We start from the raw sequence: 6631 nt of genomic DNA on the forward strand, positions 1-6631 counted from the left end.
GAGAGCTGGACGTGACGAGCTTCTGGCCGACCTGGTCCCAGGCGAGGACCGCCCAGCCGGAGCCCTGGATGCCGTTCGCGACGGCGGCGAACTGGCCCTGGAACTTCTCGAAGGAGCCGAAGAACTCGTCGATCGCGGCGGCGAGCTCGCCCTCCGGGACCTTCGTGTCCGGGCCGAGGTTGGTCCAGAAGATCGAGTGGTTGACGTGGCCGCCGAGGTGGAACGCGAGGTCCTTCTCGAGCTTGTTGATCGCACCGAAGTTGCCGGACTCGCGAGCTTCGCCGAGCTGCTCGAGCGCGGTGTTCGCCCCCGTGACGTAGGCCTGGTGGTGCTTGTCGTGGTGCAGCTGCATGATCTTGCCGCTGATGTGCGGCTCGAGCGCTGCGTAGTCGTACGGCAGCTCCGGCAGGGTGTACTCAGCCATGTGAGGTCCTTTCGATCGGTGGTTGGCGGAACGGTGCTCCGCGGCTCACGAGAGCCGGGAACGGTCGGTGAGGGAATGGAATTCCCGGTTGTGGTAGACGAGCGGCTCGCCGTGCCCGAGGCCGACGACGATGTCGAGGACCTCGGCGACCACGACGGTGGACGAGCCGATCGGGGTCGTCGAGAGCGGCCGGCAGCGGAGGGCGGTCGCGGCGCCCGGCAGGTAGCGGTCCCCCGAGGGCAGGGTGCCCCAGATCGGGTCGTCGGCGGCCGGGCTGCCGGTGCTCGCGAAGCGCTTGGCCAGCGCGACGCCGTGCGAGTCGACGAGGTGCACCACGAAGACCGGGGCGCCGAGGACGACCCCGGCCGAACCGGAGTTCGTCGACAGGGAGAACACCAGGACCGGCGGGTCGACGGCGACGCTGGCGACGCTCGACGCCGTGAGCCCGGTCGGGCCGTCGGGGCCCTCGGCGGTGATCACGGCGACGCCCGCGGGGTGGCCACGGAAGGCGGTCTTGTAGGCGTCGGTGAGGTCCGCGGGCGCGTCGGGCATGGCAGTCGTGGTCGTTCCTGTCCCTGGGGGGTCGACCGCGTTCCTCGCGGCCACGTCCCAACGTAGGACCTGAACCATGGTTGAGGTCAACGATTCACAGGTTCCCGCGATCCCGGGCGTGCCGTGTGACGCCTCGTGACGCCCGAAGCGGGGCGCGCGGCAGGGCGCGGCTGGCCGGGACGCGCCGGGGCTGGGGCTGGGGCTGGGGCTCGGGCTCGGGCTCGCACGGTGCGAGGTGCCAGGCGCCCGCGGCGATCGGTGCGAGGTTCCACACACGGTGCGAGGCGATCACCCCCGCACGCTGCGCGAAACCTCGCACCGCGCGTATCGGGGCGCGGACGGCTTGCACGGTGCGAGGTGCCAGGCGCCCGCGGCGATCGGTGCGAGGTTCCACACACGGTGCGAGGCGATCACCCCCGCACGGTGCGCGAAACCTCGCACCGCGCGTATCGGGGCGCGGACGGCTCGCACGGTGCGAGGTCCCCGACACCACCGCCCCGGGTCCCTACCGGCGGCGGAGCATCACCACGGCGCCGAACGCCGCCACGACCATGAGCACGGCCGCCACGGACCCGGTGATCGTCACGCCGGAGTCGAACGCCGCCCGCGCCGACGCCAGCAGCGCCTGCCCCGCCGACCCACCGAGGTCCGCGGCTGCCGACACCGCACCGCCGAGGGTCTCCTGCGCCGCCGTGTGCGCGGTCGAGGACAACCCGGCCGGCACGACCACGTGCGCCCGGTACGCCGTCGCGAGGATCGTCCCGAGCACAGCGGTGCCGAGCACGGCGCCGATCTCGTACGCCGTCTCCGACAGTGCGGACGCTGCACCGGCCTTGTCCGCCGGGGCGGTCGAGATGATGAGGTCGTTCGTGACGGTCTCGGACGCACCGATCCCGATGCCGAGCAGCACGAACGCGAACCCGAGCGCGACGACCGTGGCGTGGTGGCCGAGCACGGCGACCATCGTGTAGGCCGCCGCCGAGAACAGCAGCGCGACCGCGACGACCCACCGCGGCGCGACCCGGGCGACGATCGGCACGACGACGAGACCCGCGACGATCGTCAGCACCGAGCCGGGGACGAGCACGACGCCGGAGGTGAACGGGTCGAGCCCGGCCACGAGCTGCAGGTGCTGCGCGATGAAGAACAGGAACCCGGTGAGCGAGAACATCGCCGCGAGGTTCATGAGCACGCTGCCGGTGAAGGCCGTGCTCCGGAACAGCGTGAGGTCGAGCATCGGCGTCCGGGAGCGCAGCTGTCGGCGGACGAACGCGACACCGCAGACCACACCGACCGCGAGCATCGCGATCGCGAGTCCGCGCTCCTCCGGGTGCACGACCGACTTGATCGCCCAGGCCGTGGGCCCGAGCGCACCGAGGGACAGCAGCATGCTCGGCACGTCGACCGGACCCGGCGCCGGGTCGCGCGACTCCGGCACGAAGAACGGGACGCCGACGAGCATGAGCACGAGGATCGGCACCGCGACCAGGAACACGCTCCCCCAGCGGAAGTGCGCGAGGAGCACTCCGCCGACGAGCGGACCGAGGGCGTTCCCGGCCGCGAACATGGTCGACCAGACGGCGAGCGCCATCCGCCGCTCTCCTGCGTCGGTGAAGACGTTGCGGATGATGGAGAGGGTCGCGGGCATGAGCATCGCGCCGAAGACGCCCATGGCGATCCGGGCCGCGACGAGCATCCAGGCGTCGGTGGCGAAGGCGGCGGCGACGGAGAGCAGCGCGAAGCCGGTCGCGCCGACCACGAGGATCCGCCGGCGCCCGATGCGGTCGCCGATGCTCCCCATCACGACGAGCAGGCCGGCGAGGACGAGCGGGTAGGCGTCGACGATCCACAGCTGGGTGGTGGCGTCGGGGTCGAGCGCGCGGCTGATCGACGGCAGCGCGAAGCTCAGCACGGTGTTGTCGACGGAGATGAGCAGCACCGGCAGCATCAGCACGGCGAGGGCCGCGAACCGTCGGGCGCGGCTGCCGGTGACGGCGGTGGCGACGGGGCTGGTGAGCAGAGCGGACACGGGTGACTCCTGGAGAACTTCGAGCCGGACCAGGTCGACGGCACTTCGGTGGGGAGGGTCCGGGACGGGGCGCGGAGATGGACACGCGCCCCGTCAGGACTCCGTTAGTGTACCGTCCGGACGGTGTTGGTTGCAAATGCAACCAACAGGCGGCCGGGAGGCGCGGTGCGGGCCCGCCACGGGCCTCCAGGCCGACGGGTCGGAGCCGTGCCGCGCGGCCCGGCGCGAGCCGACTACGCGCTCTCGCGCACCAGGAGCCGGTGCCGGACCGTGCGCTGCACGGTCGCACCGCTCCGCGGCAGCCCCCCGGCCAGCATCCCGAGCGCGAGGTCGAGCGCCTCGCGCGCGACGGCGTCCAGGTCGACCGCGAGCGTCGTCAGGGTCGGCGACACGAGCGCGCCGAGCGGCAGGCCGTCCACGCCGACCACCCGGACGTCGCCGGGCACGTCCACCCCGGCACGTCGGCAGGCCTGGAGCACCCCCAGCGCCATGACGTCGTTGAAGGCCAGGATCGCGTCGAGGCGGCGCCGACGCGCCAGGACCCGTGCGGTCTCCTCCGCGCCGCACTCGGCGGTGCCGTGCGGGCCGTGCACGAGCTCGGGGAGGTAGCCGCGTCGGTGCAGGGCGTCGAGCATCAGCACGCCGCGGGCGCTCGGCTGCCCCGGCAGCGAGTTGTCGAGCACGACGGGGTGCCGGACGCCGGTCGCGACGAGGTGGTCCGCGAGCGCCTCGATCGACTCGGCGGGGTCGATCCACACGGCGGCCGTCGGCGGGTCGACGGACGGGTCGAGTTCCACCATCGGCACGGACCCGAGGAGCTCGGTCCACCGTTCGCGGCGGTTGCCGAGGTAGCCGATGACGACGTCCGTCTGGCTCCCGAGTGCCTGCACGATGCGATCAGCGTCGCCCGCCAGGGTCGTGTCCGCGAGCATGACGTTCCAGCCCTGCTCGGCGGCCAGGCGGTAGACGGCCGACGCGAGCTGCGGCGAGTACGGGTTCCGGAGGTCGTTGACGACCAGGCCGAGCTGGTGGTCCCCGCCGGTGACGAGTCCGCGGCCGAACCGGGACGGTCGGTACGCGAGCCGCTCGGCGGCGGCGAGCACCCGCTCCTTCGTGGCCGCGCTGATCCCGGACATGCCGTTCATCGCACGCGTGACCGTCTGGCGGGACACCCCGGCCGCGGCGGCGACGTCGATGATCGTCGCGCGGGACGGCGCCGCGGGCACCGGTGGCGTCGCGGGCATCTCGCCTGCGGGGGCGGCGCCCGCGGCGCGGGACGGATCGGTCAGTCGCGGAGGTCCAGCCATGCCACCTGTTCGGGAGTGAGGTCGACGGAGAGGCCCTGCATGGAGGAGCGGGCTTCCGCGATCGTACGCGGTCCGAAGAGCGGGAAGGTCGGGAAGGGCTGGTTGAGCACGTATGCGAGGGCGATGGCCGTCGCCGGCACACCGAACTGCTCGCCGAGCACCCGGGCCCGCCGCAGCCGCTCGAAGTTGTCGTCCGAGTAGTAGCAGCGCACGAGCTCGGCGTCACTGGTGTCCTCGGGCGTCGCACGGCCGGTGAAGAACCCGCGGGCCTGCGAGGACCACGGCAGCAGCGGGACCTGACGCTCCTCGAGCCAGCGCTTCGACGCCGGGTCGGTCGCGTGCCGGCAGCCAGCCCACGGCACGTCGTACGCCTCGGCGAGGCCGAAGTGGTTGCTCAGCACCTCGAAGCCGTGCTTGCCGTTCGCCGCCGCGTAGGCGTTCGCCTCGTCGAAGCGTTCGAGGCTCCAGTTCGAGCCGCCGAACACCCGGATGCGCCCCGCGCGGCGGTGTTCGTCGAGCACGTCGACGAACTCCCCCACGGGGACGTCCTCGTTGTCGCGGTGCATCATGTAGATGTCCGCGTAGTCGGTGCCCTGGCGCTCCAGGCTCTCGAGCAGCTGCGCGGTGAGCGACTCCGGGTCGCAGAACGGCGTGTGCGCGCCCTTCGTGATGACGACGACGTCCTCGCGGATCCCGCGGTTCTGGATCCACTTGCCGAGGCGCCCCTCCATCGTGCCGCCGCCGTAGATGTAGCCGGTGTCGAAGACGTTGCCGCCGCGGCTGACGAAGTGGTCGAAGATGGCGCTGGCGTGGGCGAGGTCCAGCTGGTTGTCGACGCCCATCACGAGGCGGGACAGCCGCTTGCCGACACCCGCGATCTCGCCGTACCGCATCGGGTTGTCCGCGTGGTCCGGGGCGGCGGCCGCGACGACGAGCGGGGCGCCGCTCACCGTCGGGATGTCGGCGTCCTCGGCCTCGAAGGGGTAGCGGAGGCCGATCGCTGCCCGCCACCGGTCGAGGGTCCGTGCGGTCGCGAGGGATTCGTCGATCGTCATCTCGGGGGCGTCCGTGCGCCCCTCGCGGAGGGCGGCGGTCGTGGCGTCGGCCTCGAGCGCGTACGGCTTCGCGCCGGCGAACGACAGCGTCCGGGGCTCCTCGTCGACCGTGCTGACCTCGATCGTCGGGTCGTCGCCGAGGGTCCACGGGTCGCGGAGCACGATGCGGCCACGCGTGCCGTACACGGTGACGGCGTTCTCGTCCTGCACGCGGACGCCGGTGCGGACCACGGCCGTGATGCCGGACGGGTAGGTGAGGTGCGCGGTCGTCCACTCGTCGACGCCGGTCGGGCCGAGGGTCCCCGTCGCGGTGAGCTCGGTCGGCTCGGCGACGGCGACACCGGTCGCCGCCTGGACGACCGCCGCGGTCATCGTGACCGGGTACCCGCCGACATCGAGGATGCCGCCGCCGGCGGTGGCGACGTCGAAGAGCCGACCGGTCCGTGAGCCGGCGCGGAACGCGAAGGACGCGTCGACGTGCGTCACGGCGCCGATCGCGCCGTCGCGGACGAGATCACGGAGCGCAGCGGTCTGCGGGTGGAAGCGGTACATGTACGCCTCGACGAGCGGGAGTCCCGCCTGGCGTGCGGCGTCGGCGAGCGCCATCGCGGTGCCGTGGTTCGGAGCGAGCGGCTTCTCGCAGAGGACCGCCTTCCCGGCTGCGAGGGCACGGAGCACGAGGTGCGCGTGCCCGGTGTGCACCGTCGAGACGTAGACCGCGTCGACGCGCGGGTCGGCGAGGACCTCGTCGTACGACGCTGCCGTGACGTCGTCGAAGCCGTGCTCGGACGCCTCGTCCGCGAAGGCCTGCGCGCGGGCGGGGTCGCTGCTGCCGGCGGCGACCAGCACGCCGCCGACCGCCGGGTCGACCGTGCCCGTGGCGCCGTTCCCGCTCGCCGGCAACTGGGACAGGAACCGGCGGGCGATGCCGCCGGGTCCGAGGACGGCCCACCCGTCGTGCGTGCGGGTGGTGGCGGGGGTCGCGGTCTGCGCTGACATGCGGATCCTGTTCGTCGTGAACCTTCACGGTCGCAGTGACGCTAGCCCGATCAGCCCGTCAGCACAATGCCGGGGAGGCTTGACACGGCGTGTCGCGGAGAGCATGCTCTGACCACTTCGTGAGCGTTCACGGTCGAACGCTCGGCACGGGTCTCGACGATGAGTCCGCGTGCGCCGGCCGCTGCCCGACGAGCGCGCCGCCGAGGTGTCCGGCAATCTCAACGACGAGAGCAGGTCGTTCGTGACAGCAGCGCAGTCCGTCCGT

Annotated in this window: 5 protein-coding genes; all 5 read right to left on the reverse strand. The window is 72.7% G+C overall.

All coding sequences use genetic code 11. The features are described 5' to 3' along the window. Positions 1–424 (reverse strand): superoxide dismutase (locus tag I59_RS11505; RefSeq protein ID WP_022903991.1); only part of this gene is annotated, 424 nt, incomplete at its 3' end. 45 nt (positions 425–469) lie between these two features. Further along, positions 470–976, reverse strand: a complete 507-nt coding sequence (locus I59_RS11510) for a flavin reductase family protein (protein ID WP_022903992.1) — start codon at positions 974–976, stop codon at positions 470–472. Between the two features lie 505 nt (positions 977–1481). Next, a complete protein-coding gene (locus I59_RS11515) occupies positions 1482–3005 on the reverse strand; it encodes an MFS transporter (RefSeq protein WP_022903993.1) in 1524 nt (507 codons plus the stop codon). 233 nt (positions 3006–3238) lie between these two features. Then, complete coding sequence (locus I59_RS11520) at positions 3239–4312, reverse strand: LacI family DNA-binding transcriptional regulator (protein WP_083882076.1); 1074 nt, start codon at positions 4310–4312, stop codon at positions 3239–3241. Further along, the gene (locus I59_RS11525) at positions 4291–6366 is read right to left on the reverse strand and encodes an aldo/keto reductase (protein ID WP_022903995.1); all 2076 of its coding nucleotides are present in this window, start codon (positions 6364–6366) and stop codon (positions 4291–4293) included. Before I59_RS11525 ends, I59_RS11520 begins: the two co-directional genes overlap by 22 nt. Positions 6367–6631 lie beyond the last annotated feature (265 nt).

This window comes from Curtobacterium sp. B8 (assembly GCF_000333315.1).
In the GTDB taxonomy this organism is placed as follows: domain Bacteria; phylum Actinomycetota; class Actinomycetes; order Actinomycetales; family Microbacteriaceae; genus Curtobacterium; species Curtobacterium luteum.

Excerpts from the sequence above, each read along its gene's own strand:
- I59_RS11510 (WP_022903992.1), bottom strand. The coding sequence starts at position 976 with ATGCCCGACGCGCCCGCGGACCTCACCGACGCCTACAAGACCGCCTTC.
- I59_RS11520 (WP_083882076.1), bottom strand. The coding sequence starts at position 4,312 with ATGGCTGGACCTCCGCGACTGACCGATCCGTCCCGCGCCGCGGGCGCC.
- I59_RS11525 (WP_022903995.1), bottom strand. The coding sequence starts at position 6,366 with ATGTCAGCGCAGACCGCGACCCCCGCCACCACCCGCACGCACGACGGG.